The following is a 24,588-nucleotide window of genomic DNA, read 5'->3' on the forward strand; positions in this document are numbered from 1 at the left end:
GACTCTGTCCTGGCGCCGGACAAATACCTGGTGTCGACTGCGCCGGAGCATGCCTGCCGTTCGGCCGGCGTGCGCCCACAGCGGTTGACGAAGGAGACACACGTGCGATCTGTGACGCACAGGACGCGAGCGCACGCGACGCGCTGGCGCCGGGGGGTGACCGCCCTGGTGGCGAGTGCCACCCTGGCGGTCAGCGGAGTCGTGGCGACGCTGCCGTCCGCCTCGGCCGATACTCCGGCCCCCGACCTCGCGAGGTTCGGCACCATCTCGGCCGACAAGGTCCAGAACGACCCCGGCACCACCAATGGCGGCTACTTCCCCGCGTCGAACATGATCGACGGCGACAGCACCACCCGGTGGGCCAGCGGCAACGGTACGGACAGCGTGAGCTCGCCGTGGACCGCCGCCATCACCGAGGACCTCGGGGCGCCCGCCACGATCACCGGCACCACGATCGCGTGGGAGGCGGCCTACGCCTCGGGCTATCACATCGAGGTGGCCACGGCGGCCCCCGACGACCCGGCGAGCTGGACCACGGTCTACACCACCACGACCGGCACCGGCGGGAACAACGACCAGGCGAGCTTCGCCCCGGTCGAGGCCCGCTACGTGCGACTCGACCTCGACGCCAGGGCATCGGTCGGCGGCCACTACTACGGCTACTCCATCTACACGTTCTCGGTCTGGGGCAGCTTCGACACCCCGCAGGTCGAGTTCGGCTCGCTGTCCAACACCACCGCGGCCGGCTCCGCGGCGACCGTGCCGCTGGTGCTCTCGGCGCCGCTGGACCACGACGCCACCGTGCACGTGACCTCGACCGACGGTACGGCGACGGCCGGGGTGGACTACACCGCTGTGGACGAGGACGTCACCATCCCGACCGGCGCGACGTCGGTCCAGGTGACCGTCCCGACCACGGCCGAAGGTCCGCTCGCGCCCACCCGCACCCTCCAGCTCGCCCTCTCGGCACCGTCCACCGGCCTCGCGGTGGCGCCCGCGCTGTCGAGCGCGACCGTGAGCATCACGCCGAGCGGCACGCTAGCCAACACCGGCCAGACCAAGGTGCTCGACGACTTCGAGAGCGGCGTGCCCTCGACGTACGCGGTGTGGGCCAACGGCTCGGCGAACAACCCGGTGCTGTCCGCCCAGGCGGCGAGCGTCCCCGGCGACGCAGCCGACAACCACGCCCTGGTCGCCACGGTCGCCAAGACCAGCAGCTACTTCGGCTTCACCTACGAGCCGAAGAACGCCGACGGCACCAACATCTTGATGGACTGGTCGGCCTACGACGGCTTCAGCTTCTGGTTCCTCGGCAAGAACACGGGCAAGACCTTCAGCTTCGAGCTGCACAACCGCAACGCCAGCAACGCCGAGCAGGGGTTCACCTCCAATGTCGTGGACAACGTCGCCGGCTGGCGCAAGATCACGGTGCTGTTCAAGGACCTCAAGGCCAAGAGCGGCAACACCCTGACCCGGTTCAACCCGTCCATCTCGACCGGCTTCGCCGTCACCCTGACGAACTTCGCGGCGACCGGGGACTACAGCTTCGACGACTTCACCCTCTACTCGCGCGGGGTGCTGCTCGACGACTTCGAGCCGCCGTTCACCCCGGGCGACGCCCAGGCCCAGAGCGGCTGGTTCAGTACCGATGACGGCATCAGTGTCGGTGTGGGGGCGCAGGACCGCGGTCAGGTCAGCGACAACCACGTCCTCACAGGGACCTACCAGCGCGCCGCGGACGCCACCGGCGGCCTGAACGACAACCTCGCCTATTCGCAGGATTGGAGCAGCTTCCGCGGCATCCAGTTCTGGTGGTACGCCTCGCAGTCCACCGAGCCGGCCACCGCCGAGACCGGTGCGGTCATCCCGGTCGAGATCAAGGACGGCGGCCCCGACGCCGCGCACGCCGAGGTCTGGACCGCCACCTTCCGCGACAACTGGAGCAACGGCAGCCGCTGGAAGCTCGTCCAGCTGCCGTTCTCGGCATTCACCCTCGCCGACGACAGCCTCCAGCACGGCAGCGACACGACCCGAGACGGGGTGCTGAACCTGACCTCGACGTGGGGCCTCTCGGTGGACCTGCCGACCGGCACCGCCGCCACGCCGTACTCGATCGACGACGTCGGCCTCTACGGCACCCCTCAGCAGTTCACCGACATCAGCGTCAGCGTCCCGGACGTGACCCTGGTCAACGCCGGTGACACCGCCCACGTGGCGCTGACGCTCACCACCGCCTCCGGCAAGGCCACCACGGCCGCGACCGCAGTCAAGTGCGCGACCGGTACGACGGCGGCCGTCAACGGAACGGACTACACCAGCGTCAACACCACCGTGACGTTCCCGGCCGGCACCGCCTCGGGTACGACGATGACGTGCGACGTCCCGACCCTGGCCGGGGCGGCGCAGGCCGAGGCCCTGCAGATCCCGCTGACCATCACCAACGCCGCGATCACGCTCCCGCTGACCGCTCCGCTCGTGGTGATCAACGCGCACGGCTTCCCCTACCTGGACAGCTCGCTGCCCGTGGCGACGCGGGTGCAGGACCTGTTGGGCCGGATGAGCCTGGCGGACAAGGTCGGTCAGATGACCCAGGCCGAGCGCGGCTCGATGACCAACCCGCGCCAGATCAGCCAGCTCGGACTGGGCTCGCTGCTCTCCGGTGGCGGCTCGCTGCCGTCGAGCAACACGCCGGACGGCTGGGCCAGCATGATCGACGGGTTCCAGCGCGAGGCGTTGGCCGCGCCGCTGCAGATCCCGCTGGTGTACGGCGCCGACGCGGTGCACGGCCACTCCAACGTCAAGGACGCGACGATCTACCCGCACAACATCGGCCTGGGCGCCACCCGCGACCCGGCGCTGGTGCAGCAGATCGGCGAGGAGACCGCCTCGGAGACCCGCACCACGGGTGTCACCTGGGCGTTCGCGCCGTGCCTGTGCGTCAGCCGCGACGAGCGCTGGGGCCGCACCTACGAGTCCTACGGCGAGGACCCGGCGCTGGTCTCCTCCTTCGCCGGCGACGTCGTCAAGGGCCTCCAGGGCTCGGACGCCACCGACAAGTCGGCCCCCGACGAGGTGCTGGCCAGCGCGAAGCACTGGGCGGGCGACGGCGGCACGTCGTACGACGCCTCCAAGGCCGGCACGGGTGCCTACCCGATCGACCAGGGCATCACGAACGTGACCTCGCAGCAGCAGTTCGAGTCGCTGTTCGCCACGCCGTACGTGCCGGCGATCAATGCGGGGATCGGCACGATCATGCCGTCGTACTCCTCGCTGTCGATCAACGGCTCCACGCCGATCAAGATGACCGCCAACAAGTCCCTCGACACCGACCTGCTCAAGCAGAAGATGGGCTTCAGCGGCTTCCTCATCTCCGACTGGCAGGCGATCGGGCAACTGCCCGACGCCACCTACGCCGACAAGGCCGTCACGGCCGTCAACGCGGGCTTGGACATGGCGATGGAGCCGACGAACTACGCCAGCTTCATCAGCGCGATCACGGACGGGGTGACCAGCGGCAAGATCGCCCAGACCCGGATCGACGACGCGGTCTCGCGCATCCTGACCCAGAAGTTCGAGCTCGGTCTGTTCGAGAAGCCGTTCACGAACACCAGTCAGCGCGACCAGTTCGGTGGCGCAGCCCACCGGGCGACGGCTGCGCAGGCGGCCGCCGAGTCGCAGGTGCTGTTGAAGAACACTCACGACGCGCTGCCGCTGGCCAAGACCGGCAAGCTCTACGTCGCCGGCTCGAACGCCGACGACCTGGGCAACCAGATGGGCGGCTGGACGCTGTCGTGGCAGGGCGGCTCGGGCAAGGGCATGACCGCCGGCACCACGATCCTGGACGGGATCAAGGCGGATGCGCCCCATCTCGACGTCACCTACTCCAAGACCGCCACGGCGGCGACCAGCGGGTACGACGAGGGTCTGGTCGTGGTCGGTGAGACGCCGTACGCCGAGGGTCAGGGCGACGTGGGCAACAACGGCCACACGCTCAACCTCTCCGCTGCCGACACCCAGGCGATCAACACCGTCTGTGGGGCGATGAAGTGCGTCGTGCTCGTGGTCTCGGGTCGTCCGCAGCTCATCAGCTCGGTGGTGCCGAACGCGGACGCGGTCGTGGCCGGGTTCCTGCCCGGCTCCGAGGGTGAGGGCGTGGCCTCGGTCCTGCTCGGCGACGAGCCCTTCACCGGGCGGCTCTCGCTGAGCTGGCCGGCGAGCATGAACCAGATCCCGGTCAACGTCGGGGACGCGAACTACGACCCCGAGTTCCCCTACGGATGGGGCCTGCGCACCGACACGGCCCGGCAGCGGCTGACCGCCCTGGTGGGCGGTCTCGACGGCTCGGCCAGGACGGCGGTGCAGGCGCTGCTGGACGCCGACGTGTGGGGCGCTGACGGCTCGCTGGCCGACCACGAGGTCGGGCTGCGGCTGGTAGCGAACGCCGCCCAGGCGCTCAGCCAGGTCGACCAGTCGGTGGTCGACGCCGTCTCGGTGGAGACCGCGCAGCAACACCCGCTCGACCCGGTGCGGTTGCAGCAGTCCGACACCGTCGTCTCGCTGGCCCGCGACCTCGCCCAGAGCGCGATCGTGGCCCAGGGGGCCGACCCGGCGGCGGCCGACGTCTCCGCCACGGCGAACGCCGAGCACGACCTCGAGTCGGGTGACGCCTACGACGCGGTCAAGCTGCTCGCGTCCGTCGCGGGGGTCGACGTCACCACCACCGAGGCCCCGGCACCGACCAACACGACGCTGCCCTCCATCGCGGGCACCGCCCAGGTCGGCCAGACGCTGACCGCGAACCCGGGTGCGTGGTCGGTCCAGGGCGTCACGCCGTCCTACCAGTGGAAGGCCGACGGGTCGAGCATCGAGGGTGCGACCGGTGCGACGTACGTGCCGACCGCCGACGTCCTCGGCAAGGCGATCACCGTCACGGTGACGGTCAGCAAGGCCGGGTACGCCGACAGCGACCCCGCCACCTCGCTGGCCACCCTGCCGGTGGTCGCCGCGGCGACGCCGGCGCTGACCAGCACGGCTGCCCCGCGCATCGGGGGCACACCGCAGGTGGGCGTCGCGCTGCGTGCGACGCCGGGCTCGTGGAACGCGGCCGGCGTCACGCTCAGCTACCAGTGGCTGGCGTCCGGGCGACCGATCGTCGGAGCCACGCGAGCGACGTACACCCCGACGGTGGGCGATGTGGGCGAGCGGCTCTCGGTGACGGTCACCGCGCACAAGGCCGGGTACGCCGACGGCCGGGCGACCAGCGCTCCGAGCGCGCCGGTGGCACCCGGCGTGATCGGGCTGGTGCACGCACCCTCGATCAAGGGCAAGGCGAAGGTCGGCAAGCGGCTGACCGCCAAGCCCGGGTCGTGGTCGGTGTCCGGCGTGACCGTGCACTACCAGTGGTACGCCTCGGGCAGGCGGATCGCGGGCGCCACCGGATCGAAGCTGACCCTGCACAACGCCCAGGCGGGCAAGCGGATCACCGTCAAGGTCACGGTCTCGCGCTCCGGCTATGCGTCGGCGTCGGCGAGCTCGCGGCCGACCGGGAAGGTCAAGCGCTCCTGACGCCTGACCTGTCGCTCCGCTGAACGGTGGCCGCCCCGGACCTGGTCCGGGGCGGCCACCGCTGTCTCAGGGGGCGCTCGCGCGCCGATCCCGTCCACAGGAGTCGTCGCGAACAACGCTGTCCACAGCCCGTGACGGAGTGGTCGCGACGGCCTCGCGACTCATCGAGCCTGGAGACCACACGCCGCGTCGCGGCCCGATCCAGGAGGACGAGATGACCCACCCTCAGGCCCCGGCGCCGGCGGGCCGCACCGCCGGCGGCCCTGCATGCGATCGAGGGATCACCACCGCCGAGTACGCCGTCGGCACCGCTGCCGGCGCCGGTCTGGCCGGTCTGCTCTACAAGCTGCTCACCGGCGGCCTCGGCGACGAGCTCCTGCACAGGCTCTTCGACCACGTGATGTCCCTGCTGGGGATCTGATGAGTCGCGACCGAGGGGCGGCGACGGCCGAGCTGGTGGCGGTGTTGCCGGTGCTCGTGGCCGTCGTGCTCGGCATGGTCTGGCTGCTGAGCCTGGGCGTCGCCCAGGTCCGCACCGTCGACGCCGCTCGGGAGACGGCGCGGGCGCTCGCCCGCGGTGACCCGCCGGCGACGGCCATCGACCACGGGCGCCAGGTAGGCGTCGCTGGCACCTCACTCCTCATCGACGAGCCGGCCGGGCAGGTCAGGGCCCGGGCCAGCGTCCGGGTGCACGGGCCTGGTGGGGTGCTGGGCTTCCTGCCCGGAGTGCGGTTGCACGCGACGGCGGTGGCCGCGTCCGAGGATGCGGGCGCCGCGCCGTGAGGCGGGTCGGTCCCGGACGGCATCGCGACGAGCGAGGTGCCGTCACCGTCCTCGCTGTCGCACTGATCGGCGTGCTGGTCCTGCTCACAGCGGCCTTCGGGGTGGTCGAGGCGATGGTCGCTGCGCACCGGCGCGCTCAGGCGGCCGCTGACCTGGCGGCGCTGGCCGGGGCCCAGGCGATCGAGCACGGCGGACAGGCGTGTGCCGCGGCGACGTCGGTCGCGGTGGCGAACGGCGCGAGGATGGCAGCGTGCGCGATCGATGGTCGCGACGTGGGCGTCACTGTCCTCGTCGCGGGCCCGCGCTGGCTCGGAGCTCACGGCGACCTCCCGGCGCGGGCGCGAGCTGGCCCGGCGAGCGAGCTCGCGGCTACGTCGCGCTGAGCAGGAGGCGGAGCAGGCGCGCGGCGCCGTGCTTGTCGAGCGGATTGTTCTGGTTGCCGCACTTCGGTGACTGGATGCAGGAGGGGCAGCCCTCGACGCACTCGCACGCCTCGATGGTCTCCAGCGTCGCGCTGAGCCACTCGCGGGCGGCCTCGTAGCCGCGCTCGGCGAAGCCGGCTCCGCCGGGATGACCGTCGTAGACGAAGACGGTGAGCACACCTGTATCGGGGTGGCGGGCGGTGCTGACGCCGCCGATGTCCCACCTGTCGCAGGTAGCGATCAGGGGGAGCAACCCGATCGAGCAGTGCTCGGCGGCATGGGCGGCGCCGGGCAGGTCGGCCGCGCTCAGGCCGGCGTCCTCCAAGGCCGCGTCGGGAACCGTCCACCAGACCGCGCGGGTCCGCAGCGTGCGCTCGGGCAGGTCCAGCGGCTCCTCGCCGATGACCTCCCCGCCCGGTTGGCGGCGGCGTAGGAACGCGACCACCTGATGGCTGACGTCGACCTCGCCGAAGGAGAGCCGGCAATCGCCCCAGCGCTGCTGCCGGTGCTCGGTGACGATGCTGATGTCGGTGACCTCGCGGGCCGAGGTCGTGTAGCCGGGCTCGGCTCGGCCGATCACCGCGACGTGTTCCTCCAGATCGAGGTCGTGGACCAGATAGGTCTCCCCACGATGCACGTAGACGGCGCCGCGGTGCGCGGTGCCGTGGGCGCTGGCGGCATCGACCGTGCCGACCACGCGTCCCGTCTCCGCCTCGATCAGCTGCACGGGGGAGCCTCCGGCCGAGCGGATGTCGGCCAGATCGGCGGCGCGACGGCGATCGGTCCAGTACCACCCGCGGGGTCGCTTGCGCAGCAGCCCGCTCTCGGTGAGCGAGGCGACCACACCGGCGGCCGCGGGGCCGAAGGCCGGCAGGTCGGCCTCGGTCAGCGGGATCTCCTGCGCTGCCGCGCACAGCTGCGGTGCGAGCACATAGGGGTTGTCGGGGTCGAACACCGTCGCCTCGACCGGCGTGCCGAGCAGCGAGTCGGGGTGGGTCACCAGGTAGGTGTCGAGCGGGTCGTCGCGAGCCACCATCACGCCGAGTGCATCCCCCGCACCCCGGCCGGCGCGGCCGACCTGCTGCCACAGCGCCGCCCGGCGACCGGGGTAGCCCGCCATCACCACGGCGTCGAGGCCGCTGACGTCCACGCCGAGCTCGAGCGCGTTCGTCGCCGCCAGCCCCAGCAGGTCGCCGCGCCGCAGGCGCGCCTCGATGTCGCGTCGCTCCTCGGGCAGGTAGCCGCCACGGTAGGAGGCGATCCGTCCAGGAAGCGACGGGTCCACCTCGGCGAGCAGGGATGCGGCGCTCATCGCCACCTGCTCGGCACCGACGCGGGAGCGCACGAAGACGAGCGTGCGGATGTCGCTGGCCACCAGGTCGGCCAACAGGTCTGCCGCCTCGGAGGAGGCGGCCCGGCGCACGGGGGCGCCGTTCTCGCCGGCATGGCTGGTCAGCGGCGGCTGCCACAGCGCCAGGCTCACCGTGCCGCGAGGCGAGTCGTCGGCCGTGATCGGCAGCACCGGCAACCCGGTGAGGCGTCGACCGGCGATCTCCGGCTCGGCCACCGTCGCCGAGGCCAGCACGAACGTCGGCTCGGCGCCGTACGAGGCACAGATCCGGCGGAGCCGGCGCAGGACGTGCGCGACGTGAGCGCCGAAGACGCCGCGGTAGTGATGGCACTCGTCGATGACGACGTAGCGCAGCGTGGCGAAGAAACCGGCCCACCGCTCGTGCGCGGGCAGCAGCGAGCGGTGCAGCATGTCCGGATTGGTGAGCACGAACTCACCGTGGTCGCGGGTCCAGTCACGCTGCTCGCGGCTGCTGTCACCGTCGTGGGTGGTGACACGAACGTCGAGCCCCAGCCCGCGGATCCGGCTGAACTGGTCCTGGGCGAGCGCCTTGGTGGGCGCGACGTAGAGGACCGTCGCGCCGCGCTCGCCGCGCGCCCCGCGGCCGGCTCGGATCGCCGTGAGCGCCGGCAGCTGGTAGGCCAGCGACTTCCCCGAGGCGGTGCCGGTGGCCAGCACCACGTGTCGGCCCTCATGGGCCGCCTCGGCGGCAGCGACCTGGTGGCGCCAGGGCTCCTGCACCCCCTGGCGGCCGAACGCCTCGACCACCTCGCTCGCCGCCCACGACGGCCACGCCGCCGTCACCGCCTCGCGCGGGGGCAGCACCTCGACGTGGGTCAGCCGCCCGTCGCGACCCGGCACGTCCGCGAGCCGGTGCACGAGCTCGCCCAGCTCACGAGCGCGCAGAGCGGGGGAGGAGGTCACCCACCGATTGTGGCAAAGAGGACCGACAACGGCGGATCCTGTTGGCTACCGCGCAGTATTCCGTACCTTTAGCGGCGCGCCGCCGTTGCGTGATTACATAGCCTTCGGCTGCGGGCGCCGGCGCATCGGATGGCCGGCCCGGAGCCACGCCACCCGTATCGGAGGAACTCACGTGGACCTGACGCTTGCCACCCGCGAAGTTGGCGCGACGACTGTCGTCGCCGTGGGGGGCGAGATCGACGTCTACACCGCGCCCAAGCTGCGGGACAAGATCACCGAGCTCGTCGGCGCGGGCGTCTACCAGCTGGTGGTCGACCTCGAGGCGGTCGAGTTCCTCGACTCCACCGGCTTGGGCGTGCTGGTGGGTGGACTGAAGAAGGTGCGGGCACACGACGGCTCGCTGCGACTGGTGTGCACCCAGGACCGGCTGCTCAAGATCTTCCGGATCACCGGGCTGGCCAAGGTCTTCGACATCCACGAGACAGCGGACGCCGCCGTCACCGCCGGCTGACACGGCGATCTGCGCCCCCTCGGGCGCCACTAGGCTCGGGCGGGTGAGCGACCTGAGCGACCTTCCCCTCCGCCTGCGCGAGACCCTTGAGCGCGCCGGGTTCACCTACGACGGCGTGGCCGAGCTGCTCGGTCCGCTGGCGCATGCCGCGCTGGGCCGCAACGAGACCATGCCGGGACTGCGCCGGACCCGCGGGGGGTCGCCGCTGGAGACGCTGGTGCGGCTCTTCCTGCTCCAGGCGCCGGTGAGTCACGAGCAGGCGGAGGCGGCGCTCCCGGGCCTGGTCGACCAGCTCGCGGTCGAGGGCATCCTGGCGCAGTCGGTGGGCGAGGTCGCCGCGCGCCTCGACGTACGGCCCTATGCGGCCGACATCGGGGAGGACGCGGTGACCAACCTGTGGGTGGTCTCCGACCTCACGCCGGGTCTGGACGGGCTGCCGCAGCGGGTCGGGTCGGACCACGTGCTCGGGATCAGCCCGGCCTCCACCTCGCTGGCCCAGCTCACCATGCGGCACGAGGTCGGCCGCTCGCTGGACCTGGGCACCGGCTGCGGCGTCCAGGCGCTCCACCTGGCCGCGCACAGCGCGCAGGTCGTGGCCACCGACGTCAACCGCCGTGCGCTGTGGGTCACGCGCTTCAACGCAGCGCTCAACGGCGTGGCCGACCGCGTCGACGTGCGTGACGGCTCGTTCTTCGAGCCGGTCGCGGGGGAACGCTTCGACCTGATCGCGACCAACCCGCCGTTCGTCATCTCGCCGGCGACCGGGGAGCGGCTGGTCTACCGCGACTCCGGCCTGCCCGGCGACCGGGTCGTGGAGGACATCGTGCGCGCGGCTCCCGGCCTGCTGGCCGAGGACGGCTGGTGCCAGATCCTGGCCAACTGGGTGATCGAGGGCGGGACGTCGTGGGACGAGCGCCTCGCCGGCTGGCTCGCGCGCGCCGGTCGGGGTCTCGCCGAGGAGCAGGTCGACGCGTTCGTGGTGCAGCGCGAGGTACTCGATCCGGCGGCCTACGTCGAGCTGTGGCTCAAGGACGCCGGTCACCACCCCTCGACCGGCGGTGCCCACATCGACGACTACCGGCACCGCTACGACACCTGGCTCCATTGGTTCGAGGAGCAGGGCATCGAGGCGGTCGGCTTCGGCTGGATCAACCTGCACCGGAGCGGTCGGGCGCCTCGGCACGAGTTCCTCGAGTGGCCCTACGAGGTCGAGCAGCCGATCGCGCCGGCGATCGCCGCCTGGGGGCGAGCCGCCCACCTCGAGGTGCGGCTGGAGGACCGCCTGACCCGTCCTGAGGACATCCAGCAGGAGACGCTGGGGGCACCCGGCGCCGAGGATCCCGGTGCGGTGATCCTGCGGCAGCAACGCGGCCTGCGCCGGGCCCGCCAGGCCGACACCGTCGAGGCGGCCCTCGTCGGCGCCAGCGACGGAGACCTCACCCTCGGCCAGATCCTGGACGCGCTCGCCCAGCTCCTCGACCGCGGGATCGAGGAGACCCGCGCGACCTACCTGCCGGTCGCCCAGGAGTTGGTGCGCGAGGGGTTCCTGACCCAGGCCTGACCCGTGTCACGCCGCCGCCCGGTCCTCGGCGCGGGCCGCGAGTGCGTGCTCCCGCACCCGGACCAGCTGCACCCGCGTGCGGGAGGTGAGCAGGTCGAGGTGACCGAGGGGGCTCAGGGCCGGCAGCGCCGGCGCGGGCCAGGTGTGCTCGACCTGCCACCGCCACAGCCCCTGGAGGGCGGTCCTGATCGGCCGGGCGTAGGTCGAGGGGGCTCCCGGCGTCTCCAGCGCGAACTTCAGGCGTGAGGAGGTGACCCGCCGGTCGGTCCCGACCGAGCCGTTCGCCTCCCCGACGGCCCAGGCGACGCCCGCCGCGACGTACGCCGGGGCGACCGGGCCTGCCACCAGGCCCGGGTCCAGCGACCACAGTCGGTCCAGTGCGCGCAGGAAGGCCACCTCGGTCTCGGTGTCGAAGAGCTCGGCCGCGACGGTCCGCAGCAGCCCGCTCACCTCGCCCACCCGCCGGTCCTCGGGCAACGGCACCGGACCTCGGAGCGGCACCGTGTCGAGCGCGCGCACCGCCGCCGGGCCGCCGCAGACGGCCTGGAGCCACTGCAGCGCGGTCTCGTACTCCTTCACCCTGGGGCGCTCGAGCTCCTGCTCGAGCCGCTCGATGACGGTCAGGACGCGCTGGTAGAGCGCGTCACTCGTGGGCCTGCGGCAGTCCTCGCAGGGGCAGTCGTAGTAGTGCATGGCAAGACCTCCGGTGGTGCTCGATCGGGTGGGTCTCGCCGTCCGTGACGCACTGTGCCAGAGGGCACCGACAGTCCGGAGAGCGGACGTGCGCGGGGTCACAGCGGTGCCGGAGGCGACGATGGTCTGGACAGCACGCGCTACCGTGTCTCGCCGTGGGCAGGTCACGACCGCCCACGGACAGCGAAGCAGCACATCGGCGTGAGACGGAGCAAGGCCCAGTGGCACACAAGTTGGTGATCGTCGAGTCCCCGGCGAAGGCCCGCAAGATCGGCGGGTACCTCGGCCAGGGCTATGTCGTCGAGGCCTCCATCGGTCACATCCGCGACCTGCCCCAGAGCGCCGCGGACACGCCGGCGAAGATCAAGGACAAGCCGTGGGGTCGCCTCGGCGTCGACGTGGACAACGGCTTCGAGCCGTACTACGTGGTGCCACGCGACAAGAAGAGCCACATGACCAAGCTCAAGTCGCTGCTCAAGGACGCCGACGAGCTCTTCCTCGCCACCGACGAGGACCGCGAGGGCGAGGCCATCGCCTGGCACCTCCTCGACGAGCTCAAGCCGAAGAAGGGCATCCCGGTGCGCCGGATGGTCTTCCACGAGATCACCGAGCCGGCGATCCTGGCCGCGGCGGCGAACCCTCGCGAGCTCGACATGGACCTGGTGGAGGCACAGGAGGCACGCCGCATCCTGGACCGGCTCTACGGCTACGAGGTCTCACCGGTGCTGTGGAAGAAGGTCATGTCCGGCCTCTCCGCGGGTCGGGTGCAGTCCGTCGCGACCCGGCTGGTCGTCGACCGCGAGCGCGAGCGGATCGCCTTCCGCGCCGCCAGCTACTGGGACCTCGAGGGCACCTTCGACGCCGGCAGCAAGCACGAGCAGCGGATGTTCCCGGCCCGGCTGCACAGCATCGACGGTGCTCGCATCGCCCGGGGGTCCGACTTCGACACCACCGGTGCGCTCAAGAGCTCCTCGACGGGCTCGGCGAACGGCGTCGTCCACCTCGACCGGCAGCGTGCCGAGTCGCTGGTCGCCGCACTCAGCGAGACCACCTACGACGTCCGCTCCGTCGAGGCCAAGCCCTACCGGCGCTCGCCGTACGCGCCCTTCCGCACCACCACGCTGCAGCAGGAGGCGTCCCGCAAGCTCGGCATGTCCGCCGGCGTGACGATGTCGGTGGCCCAGCGGCTCTACGAGAACGGCTTCATCACCTACATGCGTACCGACAGCACCACGCTGTCGGACTCGGCGATCACCGCGGCGCGCAGCCAGGTCCGCGAGCTGTACGGCGCCGAGTACCTGCCCGACGCCCCGCGCACCTACGCCAGCAAGGTCAAGAACGCGCAGGAGGCGCACGAGGCGATCCGTCCCGCGGGTGACAGCTTCCGCACGCCCGCGCAGACCGGCCTGACCGGCGAGCAGTTCCGGCTCTACGAGTTGATCTGGATGCGCACCATCGCCTCCCAGATGCGCGACGCGGTCGGCCAGTCGGTGACGATCCGTCTCGGCGGTCGCGCCACCAGCGGCGAGGACGTCGTCTTCTCCGCCAGCGGGCGCGTGATCACCTTCCACGGCTTCCTGAAGGCGTACGTCGAGGGCACCGACGCTGCCGACCAGGCCAGCGACGACGCCGAGACCCGTCTGCCGAACCTCGAGCAGGGCGATGCCGTGAACGCGGCCAGCCTCACCGCCGAGGGACACGAAACCCGCCCGCCGGCGCGCTACACCGAGGCCACGCTCATCCGGGAGCTGGAGGAGCGCGAGATCGGGCGACCCTCGACGTACGCGAGCATCATCGGCACGATCCTCAACCGCGGCTACGTCTACAAGAAGGGCACGGCGCTGGTGCCGGCCTGGATCGCGTTCAGCGTGGTCCGGCTGCTGCAGGAGCACTTCAACCGCCTCATCGACTACGACTTCACCGCGCTGCTCGAGGACACCCTCGACGAGATCGCGCGCGGCGAGAAGGGCCGGGTCAGCGAGCTGCAGGAGTTCTACTACGGCTCGGACAAGGTCGAGGGCCTCAAGACTCTGGTCGACGAGCTCGGCGACATCGACGCCCGCGAGCTGGCGACCTTCCCGATCGGGGGCCCGGACAGCGGGATCCACCTGCGGGTCGGCCGCTACGGCCCCTACATCGAGGGCCCCGGGGACGACGGCACGCCGGCCGGCAAGCGGGCGAACGTGCCCGACGACCTGCCGCCCGACGAGCTCACCCTGGAGAAGGCCAAGGAGCTGTTCGCCAACCCGGCGGGCGAGGAGATCCACCTCGGCAAGCACCCCGAGAGCGGGCTGGAGGTCGTCGCCAAGTCGGGCCGCTACGGTCCCTACGTCACCGAGGTGCTTCCGGAGGATGCACCGAAGAAGGCGAAGGCGCGGACCGGCTCGCTGTTCAAGTCGATGACGCTGGACACCATCACGCTCGACGACGCGGTCAAGCTGCTCAGCCTGCCGCGCGTGGTCGGCGTCGCCGAGGACGGCGAGGAGATCACCGCCCAGAACGGCCGCTACGGTCCCTACCTCAAGAAGGGCACCGACTCGCGCTCGCTGACCAGCGAGGACCAGCTGCTCACGATCGGTCTCGACGAGGCGCTGGCGATCTACGCCCAGCCGAAGACGCGCGGTCGGGCGGCCGCCAGCGCGCCGCTCAAGGAGCTGGGGCCCGACCCGGTCTCCGGCAAGCCGATGGTGATCAAGGACGGCCGGTTCGGGGCCTACGTCACCGACGGCGAGTACAACGCGACCCTGCGCAAGGACGACGCGATCGAGTCGATCACGACCGAGCGGGCGGCCGAGCTGCTCGCGGAGAAGCGTGCCAAGGGACCGGCCAAGAAGACGACCGCCAAGAAGTCGGCGGCCAAGAAGACGACCGCCAAGAAGACGCCGGCGAAGAAGACGACCGCCAAGAGGACGGCTGCGAAGAAGTGAGCTCCGCCTCTGCCGGGCCGCAGGTGAGCCGGGTGGAGCTGACCCGGCCCGAGGGCACGGGCTTCACGCTCACGATCGCGCGGTCGACGACCGGCGGCGAGGCCGCGCCGGTCGTGCTGATCTGCCCGGCCATGGGGATGAGGGCGCGCTACTACGACGCCTTCGCGGGCGCGCTCGCTGCCACGGGCGTGCACGCGGCGGTCGTCGAGCAGCGCGGCCACGAGGCCGCGGGTGGCCGGCTCGCGGGGCGCGACTACGACTTCGGGTACGCCGAGCTCCTCGAGGATCTCGCGACGGCCATGACGACCGTGCGAGCACGGTTCCCCGCAGCGCCGGTGTACCTGCTGGGGCACAGCCTCGGCGGGCAGATCGCCGTCATGTACGCCGCCGCGCACCCCGAGGAGCTCGCCGGCATCATCCTGGTCGCCGCGAGCACGCCGCACTGGCGCCACTGGGGTGCCCGGCTGCTGGCCGCGGCGTACCTCTTCCCGCTGACCGCGCGGGTGGTCGGTCACTTCCCCGGCGACCGGCTCGGGTTCGCCGGTCGCGAGGCCCGCGGTGTGATGCGCGACTGGGGCCGGCTGGCGCGCACGGGCCGGTTCGTCAGTGGTGAGAGCGGGCTGGGCCAGGTCAGGCTGCCGGTGCTGGCGGTCTCCATCGAGAACGACTGGCTCGGCCCGGTCCCGGCTGTCGACGCGCTCGTCGCCAAGCTGCCGGCGGCCACCGTCAGCCGGGTGCATGTCGACCAGGACGGCATCGACCACTTCCGCTGGGCCCGGCAGGGTGAGCCCGTCGTTCCCCTGATCGCGGGCTGGCTCAGCGCTGTCGGTGCGACACCGTAGGGTCGTGCCATGAGCGAGCGCAGCCAGCGAGTCATGCGACGCGGCGCTCTTCGTGCCGCGGGCGCGCACGGAGCGAAGCGAGCACGTCGATGAGCCTGCCCGGGGTGTACGCCGAGCGCGGGGTGTTCGTATGCCTCGAGGGCGGCGAGGGTTCGGGCAAGTCCACCCAGTCCAGGCTGCTCCGGGAGGCGCTGAGCGCCGAGGGCTACACCGTCCGCCTCACCTTCGAGCCGGGTGACACCCCCGTCGGCCAGGAGCTGCGCCGGATCGTGCTGAGCCCCGAGACCGGTGTCCTGGCCGACAAGACCGAGGCCCTGCTCTACGCCGCCGACAAGGCCGAGCACGTCGAGACGCTGGTGCTGCCGGCGCTCGACCGCGGCGAGGTGGTGATCACCGATCGCTACGTCGACTCCACCCTGGCCTACCAGGGCGCCGGCCGCGCCCTCGATGTCCGCGAGGTCGAGCAGGTGGCGCGCTGGGCCACCGGCGATCTGCGACCGCACCTGACGGTGGTGCTCGATCTGGAGCCGGCCGCTGGACTGCGCCGGTTCCAGGGGCGCGACCGGATCGAGGGAGAGTCGTTGGCGTTCCACCAGCGGGTGCGCGACGCGTTCGTCGCGATGGCCAAGGACGACCCCGACCACTACCTGGTCCTCGATGCGCGCGCGCCGATCCAGGAGATCCACACGCTGATCCGCGCGCGGCTCGCGCCGCTGCTGAGGCAGGCGCGGCGATGACCCTTCGACAGGTGCAGGACGGGCCGCTCGCGCAGACCCCGAGCGCCACGGTCTGGGACTCGCTGGTCGGCCAGCGCCACGTGATCGACTCGCTCAGCGGTGCGGTCCGCGGCCAGGGCATGACCCAGTCCTGGCTCTTCGTGGGTCCGCCCGGGTCGGGGCGCTCCAACGCGGCGATCGCCTTCGCCGCCGCGCTCCAGTGCCCCCGCGGCGGCTGCGGTGTCTGCCACGAGTGCCACACCGTGCTGGCCGGGAGCCACGCCGACGTCAAGGTCGTCCGGACCGAGAAGCTCACCCTCGGCGTGGACGATGTGCGCGAGCTGGTCCGCACCTCCGCGCTCACCCCCGTCGGCGCGCGCTGGCAGATCCTGATCGTCGAGGACGCCGACCGGCTCACCGAGCAGGCCAACAACGCCCTGCTCAAGGCGATCGAGGAGCCGGGCGCGCGCACGGTCTGGATGCTGTGCGCGCCGACCGTCGAGGACGTGCTGCCCACCATCCGCAGTCGCTGCCGGCTGGTCACGCTGGCCACGCCCACCACCGAGGACGTGGCGCGGTTCCTGGTCGCCAGCCAGGGCGCGGAGCCGGCGCTGGCGTCGTACGCCGCCCGCGCCAGCCAGGGGCACATCGGCCGGGCCAAGGCCCTCGCCCGCGACGCCGCCACCCGCAACCGTCGCAGCGAGGTGGTGGCGCTGCCGGGCCGGCTGACCTCGCTCGGCTCGTGCATGCGCGCGGCGCAGCACCTCACCGAGGTCACCAAGGAGGAGGCCGACGCCGTCACCTCCGAGCTGGACGCCCGCGAGAAGGCCGACCTCGATACCGCCTACGGGGTGGTGGAGCGCGGTCGCCGGCCGCGCGAGTACGCGCCCGCGCTCGCCGCGATGGAGCGGGACCAGAAGCGCCGGGCCACCCGTCGTCACCGCGACGTGATCGACCGCGGCCTGATGGATCTGGTGAGCGTCTACCGGGACGCGATAGCGCTGGCCACCGGCGCTCCGGGCGAGCTCGTCAACGAGGAGATCCGCACGGACATCGTGCGGCTGGTCCAGTCCTCCACGCCCGAGCTCAACCTGCGGCGGATCGGCTGGATCTTCGAGGCCCGGGAGCAGCTGATGGAGTTCAACGTCCCGCCCGCCCTGGCCCTGGAGTCGATGATGGTCGCGCTGAGGAGCACGTCATGAGCCGGCCCCACAGCCGCCGCCACAGCCGGCCCGGCAGCTGGCTCGGCCTGGCGGGGATCGGCGTGCTGATCGCGGGGCTCCTGGCCGGCTGCGGCGGCTCCTCGCCCTCGGCGACGGCGTCGCCGTCAGCGTCGAGCACGACCTCGAGCACGGCGTCGGGAAGCTCGTCCGCGGCGGCAAGCAGCGGCTCGAGCGTCACCACGGCCCCGGACCCGGCTCTTGCCAGGTTCTACGACCAGAGGCTGGCCTGGTCCAGCTGCCGCTCGAAGGACCAGTGCAGCTCGCTGACCGTTCCGCTGGATTACCGGCACCCGGCCGGTGCCACCATCAAGCTCGCGGTGCTCAAGGTGCCGGCTGCCGATGCCGGCGAGAGGATCGGCTCCCTGGTGGTCAACCCGGGTGGCCCCGGCGGGTCGGGTGTCGACTACGCGGCCGACGCCGGCCAGTCGTTCCGTGCGCCGATCCGCGACCATTACGACATCGTCGGCTTCGACCCCCGCGGCGTCGGACGCAGCGACCCGATCGATTGCGTCTCCGATGCCCAGCTCGACGCCATCGTCGCCGAGGATCCGGCACCCTCGACGCCGGCCGAGGTGCGCTCCTACGCCCAGCTCAACCAGGTCATGGCGGACGGCTGCGCCAAGAGCCCCCTCGTCGCTCACATCTCCACCGTCGACGCGGCCCGTGACATCGACGTGCTGCGCGCTGCGCTGGGGGAGAACAAGCTCGCCTACTTCGGGGCCTCCTACGGCACCAAGCTCGGCACGACGTACGCCGACCTCTTCCCGACCCGAGTCGGCCGCTTCGTGCTCGACGGCGCGATCGACCCGACCCTCGACACCGAGCAGCTGAGCGTGGAGCAGGCCGCCGGCTTCGAGACGGCGCTGCGCTCCTATGTGAACAGCTGCGTCTCCGCCTCGAACCCCTGCTTCCTCGGCGCCACCGTCGATGCGGGGCTTGCGAAGATCAAGGCGTTGCTCACCCAGGTCGAGCAGAAGCCGCTGCCCGCGAGCGGTGGTCGCGAGCTGAAGGGCGGCAACGCCTTCTACGGCGTGGCCGTCACCCTCTACAACCGGGACTACTGGGTGCTGCTCACCCAGGCGCTCCAGCAGGCCTTCACCGGTAACGGCTCCGCCTTGCTCCAGCTCTCGGACGCCTACGCCAGCCGGTCCGGTGACGGGTCCTACAGCGACAACTCGATGGAGGCGCTGTATGCCGTCGACTGCCTCGACGACCCGTCCTCGGTTCCAGCCGGCAAGATAGCCTCGATCCTGCCGGAGTTCGAGAAGGCCTCGCCGACGTTCGGCGACGTCTTCGCCTGGGGCATGACGAGCTGCGCCGACTTCAAGGAGAGGTCCGACGACCCGGCTCCGCCGGTCGGCGCCCCCGGCGCCGACCCGATCGTGGTCATCGGCACCACCCGCGACCCCGCCACGCCGCTGCCCTGGGCCAAGCACCTGGCCAGCCTGCTCTCCTCGGGCGTCCTGGTCACCCGCGACGGTGACGGCCACACCGGCTACAACACCGGCAACTCCTGCGTGGACAGCGCGGTCGAGAACTACCTGGACGAGGGCAACGTCCCGCAGGACAACCTCTCCTGCTGACGCCGACTCGGGCCTCCGTCCCGGTCGAGTCGGGCCTCCGTCCCGGTCGAGTCGGGCCTCCGTCCCGGTCGAGTCGGGCCTCCGTCCCGGTCGAGATGTCGCCGGTTTCGCTCGCGCGCCCGCTCATCGCTACACTTCCCGCGTTGCCTGATGCGTCGGGCGACAGGCCGTCTTAGCTCAGTCGGTAGAGCAGCTCACTCGTAATGAGCAGGTCGTCGGTTCGATTCCGACAGACGGCTCCACCAAGGGCCTCTCACCTGGGAAACACTCCTGGGGGAGGGGCCCTTCGGCATTGAGCGCATTTGGCAAGTACGCTCGGAACTCTCGGCTGGTGTCAGTGGGTGAAGGGCAGCCGCCACGAACCGACAACGGTGTCAGTCGCGACAGTGACGGGACCGCTGGTGTCCGTCGTGGTCGAGGTACCGGTGGCCGTGCTCGTGGTGGTCGTCGAGTCACTGAACGCGATGTGGTTGGCGACCGCACGCAGTCGCGAGCGCTTGATGCCGAGGCCCGTCAGACAGGACAGCGGCACCGTCTGGGTGGCGATGCTCGCGCCGCTGTTCATCGTGGTGTGGAGTCCCTTGCAGGCGATCTGCTTGTGGCGGTCGTTGTTGCGGAACAGACCCACCACTCGCGGTACGCCGCCGTGAGGCATCGCCTCCAGGTCGTAGCGGCCACCAGCCACGAGGATATCCAAGTCGTCGACGTCGTAGGTGACCGTCGTCGTGTTGCCGATGTGAGTGCGTTCCCGGGTGTTGTGGAAGGGACCGTTCGCGCGGTAGGTGATCTTCAGGGTCGGCCGGCCATCGATGCGAAGGATGCGGTAGGTGACCTGGTGCAGATCGATCGCGTCGTCTGCGGTGGTCGTGGGCACGACGGTGCCCTTGCCCGGCTTGAACCCGTCGATGCTGCCGTCGATGTCGTCGAACGATCCGCTCTTGGTGACCACGTCCCCCCGAGGGTCGGTCATCCGAGCGAGGGGTGCACTCGACGTCGGATGGACAGAACCCGAGCCGCCGCCGTGGGGGTGCGTCGCGGCTCGCGCCGACGAGGGCACGGCGGTGGCCGTGGCCACCATGACAGCAGCGGTCGCGGCGACCGCTGTGGACGTGGACAGCGCAGAGCGCAACATGGGAACCGATCCTTCGGCGGTGGAGTAGCGGCCACACTAGAGGACGTCGGTGCCGGCCGCCGGAGAACCCGCTTCGATAGGAAGGCGATCTCCGACTCGTCGCCGAGGCGAGGTGCCTTCCCGCGACGGAGATGCCTCCGTCCCGCGTACGGCGTCGATCGCGCGGGGCTCCGCAGCGCCATTCGGGACCACCAGGGTTCCGGCACCGAGCGTGACGCCCGCGTGGGAGGATCCAGCGGTGGCATACCAGAGCGCCCGGCGCCCGGTGCGAGCGGCGTACGGTCCTCGGGCCCTGACGCTCGTTCTCATCGCGCTGCTGGTCTCGGCGTGCGGTGGTACGACGACGTCGCTGTCTCCTCGATCAGCGCCGACTCCGCAGCAGTCTCCGGCCGAGTTGTGTCTCCACGGAACCTACCGGGAGCCCGCCACGGCGCTCAGGGTGGAACGCGCGTCGGCCGCGCCGCTGGCCGAGGTCAAGACGTGGGTGCTCAGGACCTCGGCCGCCATCGACTGGCGAACCTTCTCCTCCAGCCTGGCTGAGGCACCGCCGAACGAGCGCGTCGGTGTGTGCGTGCTGACGAGGTCGGACGGCACGGACTTCGACCTCGATGACGGTGCGGAGCCGGTCCCGTCCGTGGTCATGATCGTGCGACCCAACGGACAGTCCACGATCTTCGAGCTCGGCAGCCTGGCCAGCAATCTCGCGACTACACCGACGGACTTCGCGACCTTCCGTTGATCGTCCGGTGGGTGACTCACATCGTGAGCACCACCTTCCCGAACGCCGCGCCTTCCTCCACGTACCGATGCGCCTCGACCACGTCATCGAGTGCGAAGGTCCGGTCGACGGCCGGAGCGATGGCGCCGGTGCGCAGGCCGGCGCCGAGGGAGGCCGCCATCCGGCGTACGACGATCGGGTCCAGGGTGTGCTCGAAGCTCATGTAGCGGTGGATCGTGAGCGGGGCGTTGGTCGGCATGGTCGCGGGCCGAGGGTCGAGCCAACCGGCCGTCACCAGCGTGCCACCGAAGCGGGCGGCGGTCGCCAGCTCGGCCAGGCCGGGACCCATCACGCAGTCGAGGATGATGTCGGCGCCACGACCGTCGGTCGCCGCCCGCGCGGCGCTCGCGACGTCCTCCTCCTCGGCTACCAGGACCGCTGCCGCGCCGGCGGCGAGCAGGCGGTCCCTCTTCGCGGCCGTGCGGGTCGCGGCGAGCGGGATGGCGCCGAGCTGGTTGGCCACCTGGATCGCGGCCAGACCGACGGTGCTCGAGGCGGCCGTGATCAGCACGTGGTCGCCGGGGCGCATCCCGGCCTTCTCGACCAGCGCACCGTATGCCGTGGAGTAGGACACCCACAGCGCTGCGGCGCGGACGGCGTCGAGCCCCGCAGGCCGCGGGACCAGCGAGGTGGCGGGCACGACCGTGTGCTCGGCGTACGTGCCGTCGAGGTCCATGGCAGGTACGGCGGCGATGATCACCGGATCGCCGACGGCGACGTCGGTGACATCCGAGCCGACGGCCTCGACGACCCCGGCCCCCTCGCAGCCGATCCGGGCGTGCGGCAGCCGGAAAGGTCGCGGGAAGGCGCCCGCGCGCATCATCAGGTCGAGCCGGTTGATGCCGGCCGCCTCGAGGCGCACGCGAGGCTGTCCCGGGCCGGGATCGGTCTCGGGCTCCTCGACCAGGTGGAGGACGTCGGGGGTGCCGGTCTGGTCGAACACGACGGCTCGGGACATGGTGGTGCTCCTTGCGATGGGTCGCCGACGAGGCCCCGGAGGCGGCGGAACGGTCTCTGTGGCATCATCGACACAAGCGGAACGGTGTCCCGATTGACGATACGGGACATTGTCCCGTTTAACAACGACGACGCCCGAAGGAGGGTGCGCCCATGCCACCTGTCGCCTCGGCCGGCGACGCTGCCGGACGCCCGATGCGCGCCGACGCCCGGCGCAACCAGGCGACCTTGCTCGATGCGGCCGCCCGGGTGTTCGTGGCCGCCGGGGTCGAGGCGCCGATCCGCCGCATCGCTGCCGAGGCGGGCGTCGGCACGGCGACGATCTACCGCCACTTCCCGACCCGAGCGGACCTGATCATCGCTGTCTACGAGCATCAGGTGGAGGGGTTGGCCGAGGCCGGCCCGGCGATGCTCGCGAGCAGCGAGAGTCCGTTCGACGCGCTGGCGCGGTGGATCGACGGGTTCGTCGACTTCCTGGTCACCAAGCACGGACTGGCGGCGGTGATGCAGTCCGACGACAGCTGCTTCGACCCGTTGCACGCCTACTTCCTCGAGCGGCTCGTGCCGGTGTGTGGCGAGCTGGTCGCGGCCGCCCGTGCGAGCGGCCAGATCACCTCCGCGATCGAGCCGCTCGAGCTCATGCGCGGGGTCGGGAATCTGTGTGCCGGAGCGACCAGCAGCCACGGCTTCGATGCCCGGCGCCTCGTCGGGCTGCTGGTGGCAGGGCTGCGCGCCTGAGGCAGGCCGCCCACGACGCCCTGGCGCTCAGGCGAGGCTTCCGGTGCTGTCGACGATGACCCGTGGATCGATCGGTACGGCGCGGCGCGCCCCGGCGATGATGGTCTCGGCGACGAGCTCCGGCTCGTCCGGCATCGGGACGTGGCCGCAGCCATCCAGCCACAGGTGGGTGGCATGCGGCATGATCCGCCGAGCGCGCCGCGCCTGGTAGGGCAGCAGCACCCTGTCCCGCTGCGCCCACGCGATGGTCACCGGGACGCCGCGCGGCTCACCGGGGGCGAACGTGTAGGCCTGTGCCAGCAGGTGCCGGATGGTCGCGCGGGCGCGCAGCATGTTCTCCAGGTCGCCCAGCGCCATCGGCGCCGGGACGTTCTGGGGATGGGCGTAGAGCCACCCCAGCATCGCCTTGCGGCCGAGGTTCGAGCGCGTGAGCGGCCCGGCGAAGGGTCGCATGAGCCGGGCGCCGGTCAGGATCGATCCGAAGAGCGCCCGCACGTAGAGGAAGTCGCGGGCGCCGACCCAGAAGCCGGCCGGGGAGAGTGCGGTGACCGAGCGTGCCAGGTCGTTCTCGCCGAGCTCGAGCGCGATCAGGCCGCCGAGCGAGTTGCCGACGACGTGGGGTCGCTCGATCCCGAGCCCGGTGAACAGCTCAGCGAAGGCGGCGCGCAGGGCCTCGCCCGCTGGCATCGTTCGATCGAGCGCTGACGAGCCGCCGTGCCCGGGCAGGTCGGCGATGATGACGTCGTACTCCGCCGCCAGTCGCCGCACGACCGGGTACCAGGTCTGTCGCCGGTGTCCGATGCCGTGGATGAGGACCATCGGCTCACCGCTGCCGAAGCGTTCGTAAGCGAGCACGGCGCTCCCCCCGTAGAAGTTAGTGATACACGTTGTATCAGTTAATTCGCGGGTGGTACAAGGGCGTACCGGCGTGCGGGGGGCCGGTCAGGAGAAGACGACCGTCCTCGGGCCGATCAGCAGCACCCGGTCCTCGGCGTGCTGGCGCACCGCGCGGGAGAGGACCAGTCGCTCGGTGTCACGGCCCAGCGCGACCAGGGCGTCCGGCGAGGCGGCGTGGGTCACCCGGGTGACCTCCTGCTCGATGATCGGGCCCTCGTCGAGCGCCGCGGTGACGTAGTGCGCGGTGGCGCCGATCAGCTTCACGCCGCGCTCGTAGGCCTGGTGGTAGGGCTTCGCGCCCTTGAACCCGGGCAGGAACGAGTGGTGGATGTTGATCACCCGGCCCTCGAGCGCGCGGCACAGGTCGTCGGAGAGCACCTGCATGTAGCGGGCGAGGACGACGAAGTCCACGTCGTACTCCGCGACCAGGGCGAGCAGTGCCGCCTCAGCGTCCGCCTTGGTCTCCCGGGTCACCGGCAGGTGCACGAACCGGATGCCGTGGTGCTCGACGAGCGGCTGCAGGTCGGGATGGTTGCTGACCACCAGCGGGATGTCCACCGGCAGCTCGCCGGTCTCGTGGCGGTACAGCAGGTCGACGAGGCAGTGGTCGAACCGGGAGACCATCACCAGCATCCGGCGGTGCAGCGACTCGGGGCGCACCGTCAGCGTCGGCTCGAACGGAGCGAGCGTCGCCAGGAGGTGTGCCTCGATCTCCGCGACCGACTCGAGGGGTGAGTCGAACTCCGTACGCATGCAGAAGGTGCCGGAGTCGGGATCGGAGAACTGCTGGTTGTCGACGATGTTGCCCGAGGCGTTGACGACGCCCTCGGCGAACGCCCGGATGATGCCCGGCTGGTCGGGGCAGCGCAGGGTCATCACATAGCGCTTCATAGGCAGAAGGATGGTGGCCGGTGCGGGCCTTTGCCAATCGGCCCCCGGCCGCGTCCCGGCGGGCGCCGATCTGGCACGATCGGCGCATGGGTGC

19 protein-coding genes and 1 tRNA gene are annotated in these 24,588 nt (G+C 71.4%); 14 read left to right on the plus strand and 6 right to left on the minus strand.

The genetic code is table 11. The features are described from left to right. Positions 1-102: 102 nt before the first annotated feature. The 4 genes from P5P86_RS03150 to P5P86_RS03165 all read left to right on the plus strand — a co-directional run bounded on the left by P5P86_RS03150 (position 103) and on the right by P5P86_RS03165 (position 6,731). Positions 103-5,565 carry a glycoside hydrolase family 3 N-terminal domain-containing protein gene (locus P5P86_RS03150; RefSeq protein ID WP_280609827.1) on the plus strand — a complete coding sequence of 1,821 codons (5,463 nt, stop codon included), beginning with the start codon at positions 103-105 and terminating at the stop codon, positions 5,563-5,565. A 214-nt stretch (positions 5,566-5,779) separates the two neighbouring features. Next, entirely contained in the window at positions 5,780-5,986 is a 207-nt protein-coding gene (locus P5P86_RS03155) for a DUF4244 domain-containing protein (RefSeq protein WP_280609828.1), read from the plus strand. After that, the gene (locus P5P86_RS03160; RefSeq protein WP_280609829.1) at positions 5,986-6,348 is read left to right on the plus strand and encodes a TadE family type IV pilus minor pilin; all 363 of its coding nucleotides are present in this window, start codon (positions 5,986-5,988) and stop codon (positions 6,346-6,348) included. The genes P5P86_RS03155 and P5P86_RS03160 overlap by 1 nt, the downstream gene beginning before the upstream one ends. Further along, positions 6,345-6,731, plus strand: a complete 387-nt coding sequence (locus P5P86_RS03165; RefSeq protein WP_280609830.1) for an Rv3654c family TadE-like protein — start codon at positions 6,345-6,347, stop codon at positions 6,729-6,731. Before P5P86_RS03160 ends, P5P86_RS03165 begins: the two co-directional genes overlap by 4 nt. On the opposite strand, the gene P5P86_RS03170 is transcribed toward P5P86_RS03165, so the two are convergent. Next, positions 6,718-9,045 carry a DNA 3'-5' helicase SftH gene (locus P5P86_RS03170; RefSeq protein ID WP_280609831.1) on the minus strand — a complete coding sequence of 776 codons (2,328 nt, stop codon included), beginning with the start codon at positions 9,043-9,045 and terminating at the stop codon, positions 6,718-6,720. The two genes, P5P86_RS03165 and P5P86_RS03170, sit on opposite strands and share 14 nt — an antisense overlap. 172 nt (positions 9,046-9,217) lie before the next feature. Here P5P86_RS03170 and P5P86_RS03175 point away from each other — a divergent pair, with 172 nt between their 5' ends. Continuing rightward, the gene (locus P5P86_RS03175; RefSeq protein WP_280609832.1) at positions 9,218-9,556 is read left to right on the plus strand and encodes an anti-sigma factor antagonist; all 339 of its coding nucleotides are present in this window, start codon (positions 9,218-9,220) and stop codon (positions 9,554-9,556) included. 43 nt (positions 9,557-9,599) lie between these two features. Then, the gene (locus P5P86_RS03180) at positions 9,600-11,117 is read left to right on the plus strand and encodes a DUF7059 domain-containing protein (RefSeq protein ID WP_280609833.1); all 1,518 of its coding nucleotides are present in this window, start codon (positions 9,600-9,602) and stop codon (positions 11,115-11,117) included. A gap of 6 nt (positions 11,118-11,123) precedes the next feature. Here P5P86_RS03180 and P5P86_RS03185 read toward each other — a convergent pair whose 3' ends face one another. After that, positions 11,124-11,810 (minus strand): hypothetical protein, encoded by a 687-nt coding sequence (locus P5P86_RS03185; protein ID WP_280609834.1) that lies wholly within the window; start codon positions 11,808-11,810, stop codon positions 11,124-11,126. Between the two features lie 221 nt (positions 11,811-12,031). Between P5P86_RS03185 and topA the strand changes: the two genes are divergently transcribed. The 6 genes from topA (at position 12,032) to P5P86_RS03215 (ending at position 19,343) form a co-directional block, all read left to right on the plus strand. Next, entirely contained in the window at positions 12,032-14,737 is a 2,706-nt protein-coding gene (topA, locus tag P5P86_RS03190) for a type I DNA topoisomerase (protein ID WP_280609835.1), read from the plus strand. Next, the gene (locus P5P86_RS03195; RefSeq protein ID WP_280609836.1) at positions 14,734-15,579 is read left to right on the plus strand and encodes an alpha/beta hydrolase family protein; all 846 of its coding nucleotides are present in this window, start codon (positions 14,734-14,736) and stop codon (positions 15,577-15,579) included. Before topA ends, P5P86_RS03195 begins: the two co-directional genes overlap by 4 nt. An 89-nt stretch (positions 15,580-15,668) precedes the next feature. Then, positions 15,669-16,316: a dTMP kinase gene (gene tmk, locus P5P86_RS03200; protein WP_280609837.1), complete on the plus strand. Its 648-nt coding sequence runs from the start codon at positions 15,669-15,671 to the stop codon at positions 16,314-16,316. Beyond that, complete coding sequence (locus P5P86_RS03205) at positions 16,313-17,497, plus strand: DNA polymerase III subunit delta' (protein WP_280609838.1); 1,185 nt, start codon at positions 16,313-16,315, stop codon at positions 17,495-17,497. Before tmk ends, P5P86_RS03205 begins: the two co-directional genes overlap by 4 nt. Further along, the gene (locus tag P5P86_RS03210) at positions 17,494-19,101 is read left to right on the plus strand and encodes an alpha/beta hydrolase (RefSeq protein WP_280609839.1); all 1,608 of its coding nucleotides are present in this window, start codon (positions 17,494-17,496) and stop codon (positions 19,099-19,101) included. The genes P5P86_RS03205 and P5P86_RS03210 overlap by 4 nt, the downstream gene beginning before the upstream one ends. 166 nt (positions 19,102-19,267) lie before the next feature. Further along, a tRNA-Thr gene (locus P5P86_RS03215) sits at positions 19,268-19,343 on the plus strand. A gap of 92 nt (positions 19,344-19,435) precedes the next feature. Here the strand turns inward: P5P86_RS03215 and P5P86_RS03220 are convergent. Further along, positions 19,436-20,233 (minus strand): hypothetical protein, encoded by a 798-nt coding sequence (locus P5P86_RS03220; RefSeq protein ID WP_280609840.1) that lies wholly within the window; start codon positions 20,231-20,233, stop codon positions 19,436-19,438. Between the two features lie 439 nt (positions 20,234-20,672). On the opposite strand from P5P86_RS03220, the gene P5P86_RS03225 reads away from it, so the two are divergent. Next, positions 20,673-20,972 carry a hypothetical protein gene (locus P5P86_RS03225; RefSeq protein WP_280609841.1) on the plus strand — a complete coding sequence of 100 codons (300 nt, stop codon included), beginning with the start codon at positions 20,673-20,675 and terminating at the stop codon, positions 20,970-20,972. Positions 20,973-20,988: 16 nt separating this feature from the next. Here the strand turns inward: P5P86_RS03225 and P5P86_RS03230 are convergent, their stop codons facing one another. After that, positions 20,989-21,969: a zinc-dependent alcohol dehydrogenase family protein gene (locus P5P86_RS03230; protein WP_280609842.1), complete on the minus strand. Its 981-nt coding sequence runs from the start codon at positions 21,967-21,969 to the stop codon at positions 20,989-20,991. Between the two features lie 152 nt (positions 21,970-22,121). Between P5P86_RS03230 and P5P86_RS03235 the strand changes: the two genes are divergently transcribed. Further along, positions 22,122-22,706: a TetR/AcrR family transcriptional regulator gene (locus P5P86_RS03235; RefSeq protein WP_280609843.1), complete on the plus strand. Its 585-nt coding sequence runs from the start codon at positions 22,122-22,124 to the stop codon at positions 22,704-22,706. A 27-nt stretch (positions 22,707-22,733) separates the two neighbouring features. Here P5P86_RS03235 and P5P86_RS03240 read toward each other — a convergent pair whose 3' ends face one another. Together P5P86_RS03240 and purU are read right to left on the minus strand one after the other, a co-directional pair. After that, the gene (locus P5P86_RS03240) at positions 22,734-23,561 is read right to left on the minus strand and encodes an alpha/beta fold hydrolase (protein WP_280609844.1); all 828 of its coding nucleotides are present in this window, start codon (positions 23,559-23,561) and stop codon (positions 22,734-22,736) included. 87 nt (positions 23,562-23,648) lie between these two features. Beyond that, positions 23,649-24,494 (minus strand): formyltetrahydrofolate deformylase, encoded by an 846-nt coding sequence (purU, locus tag P5P86_RS03245; protein WP_280609845.1) that lies wholly within the window; start codon positions 24,492-24,494, stop codon positions 23,649-23,651. Between the last annotated feature and the right edge of the window lie 94 nt (positions 24,495-24,588).

The organism is Nocardioides sp. BP30 (assembly GCF_029873215.1).
GTDB lineage: Bacteria > Actinomycetota > Actinomycetes > Propionibacteriales > Nocardioidaceae > Nocardioides.

What these genes read in the sequence shown, in the direction of transcription:
- P5P86_RS03185 (WP_280609834.1), bottom strand. Translation starts at nt 11,810, where the DNA reads ATGCACTACTACGACTGCCCCTGCGAGGACTGCCGCAGGCCCACGAGT.
- P5P86_RS03235 (WP_280609843.1), top strand. Translation starts at nt 22,122, where the DNA reads ATGCCACCTGTCGCCTCGGCCGGCGACGCTGCCGGACGCCCGATGCGC.
- purU (WP_280609845.1), bottom strand. Translation starts at nt 24,494, where the DNA reads ATGAAGCGCTATGTGATGACCCTGCGCTGCCCCGACCAGCCGGGCATC.
- P5P86_RS03230 (WP_280609842.1), bottom strand. Translation starts at nt 21,969, where the DNA reads ATGTCCCGAGCCGTCGTGTTCGACCAGACCGGCACCCCCGACGTCCTC.
- P5P86_RS03205 (WP_280609838.1), top strand. Translation starts at nt 16,313, where the DNA reads ATGACCCTTCGACAGGTGCAGGACGGGCCGCTCGCGCAGACCCCGAGC.
- P5P86_RS03210 (WP_280609839.1), top strand. Translation starts at nt 17,494, where the DNA reads ATGAGCCGGCCCCACAGCCGCCGCCACAGCCGGCCCGGCAGCTGGCTC.
- P5P86_RS03155 (WP_280609828.1), top strand. Translation starts at nt 5,780, where the DNA reads ATGACCCACCCTCAGGCCCCGGCGCCGGCGGGCCGCACCGCCGGCGGC.
- P5P86_RS03160 (WP_280609829.1), top strand. Translation starts at nt 5,986, where the DNA reads ATGAGTCGCGACCGAGGGGCGGCGACGGCCGAGCTGGTGGCGGTGTTG.
- tmk (WP_280609837.1), top strand. Translation starts at nt 15,669, where the DNA reads ATGAGCCTGCCCGGGGTGTACGCCGAGCGCGGGGTGTTCGTATGCCTC.
- P5P86_RS03220 (WP_280609840.1), bottom strand. Translation starts at nt 20,233, where the DNA reads ATGTTGCGCTCTGCGCTGTCCACGTCCACAGCGGTCGCCGCGACCGCT.